A 1,542-nucleotide genomic window follows, 5' to 3' on the forward strand; every position below is an offset into this window, starting at 1 on the left:
TTGGGAAATCTCATCTTGAGGGGGGCTTCACGCTTAGATGCTTTCAGCGCTTATCCCGTCCGTACATAGCTACCCAGCGGTGCTCCTGGCGGAACAACTGGTACACCAGCGGTACGTCCATCCCGGTCCTCTCGTACTAAGGACAGCTCCTCTCAAATTTCCTACGCCCACGACAGATAGGGACCGAACTGTCTCACGACGTTCTGAACCCAGCTCGCGTACCGCTTTAATGGGCGAACAGCCCAACCCTTGGGACCTACTTCAGCCCCAGGATGCGATGAGCCGACATCGAGGTGCCAAACCTCCCCGTCGATGTGGACTCTTGGGGGAGATAAGCCTGTTATCCCCAGGGTAGCTTTTATCCGTTGAGCGATGGCCCTTCCATGCGGTACCACCGGATCACTAAGCCCGACTTTCGTCCCTGCTCGACTTGTAGGTCTCGCAGTCAAGCTCCCTTGTGCCTTTACACTCTGCGAATGATTTCCAACCATTCTGAGGGAACCTTTGGGCGCCTCCGTTACTCTTTAGGAGGCGACCGCCCCAGTCAAACTGCCCACCTGACACTGTCCTCGCACCGGATTACGGTACCAAGTTAGAACCTAGATACGATCAGGGTGGTATCCCAACGTTGCCTCCACAGAAGCTGGCGCTCCTGTTTCCTAGGCTCCCACCTATCCTGTACAGATCGTACCCAAATCCAATATCAAGCTGCAGTAAAGCTCCATGGGGTCTTTCCGTCTTGTCGCGGGTAACCTGCATCTTCACAGGTATTAAAATTTCACCGGATCTCTCGTTGAGACAGCGCCCAAGTCGTTACGCCATTCGTGCGGGTCAGAATTTACCTGACAAGGAATTTCGCTACCTTAGGACCGTTATAGTTACGGCCGCCGTTTACTGGGGCTTCGGTTCACAGCTTCGGATTGCTCCTAACCGCTCCCCTTAACCTTCCAGCACCGGGCAGGCGTCAGCCCGTATACTTCGCCTTGCGGCTTCGCACAGACCTGTGTTTTTGCTAAACAGTCGCTTGGGCCTTTTCACTGCGGCCCCCTCGTGCTATTCACACTACCGGGGCACCCCTTCTCCCGAAGTTACGGGGTCATTTTGCCGAGTTCCTTAACGAGAGTTCTTCCGCGCGCCTTAGAATTCTCTTCTCACCTACCTGTGTCGGTTTACGGTACGGGCACCTTCATCTGGCTAGAGGCTTTTCTTGGCAGTGTGAGATCATGACCTTCGCTACTGTAATTTTCACTCCCCATCACAGCCCAGCCTTAATAGTATGCGGATTTGCCTACATACCAGCCTCACTGCTTGGACAGACATCCATCAGTCTGCGTCACTACCCTACTGCGTCACCCCATCGCTCGTAACGATTTACGGTGGTACAGGAATTTCGACCTGTTGTCCTTCGACTACGCCTATCGGCCTCGCCTTAGGTCCCGACTTACCCTGAGCGGACGAGCCTTCCTCAGGAACCCTTAGGTTTTCGGCGGATCAGATTCTCACTGATCTTTTCGTTACTCATACCGGCATTCTCACTTGTAT

The 1,542-nt window shown here is 54.0% G+C and carries 1 rRNA gene; it reads right to left on the minus strand.

From position 1 onward, the window contains the following. Positions 1–1,542: ribosomal RNA gene (locus BK126_RS28610) — 23S ribosomal RNA — on the minus strand; the annotation flags it as partial.

The organism is Paenibacillus sp. FSL H7-0326 (genome assembly GCF_001955535.1).
GTDB classification, from domain to species: Bacteria; Bacillota; Bacilli; order Paenibacillales; family Paenibacillaceae; genus Paenibacillus; species Paenibacillus shunpengii.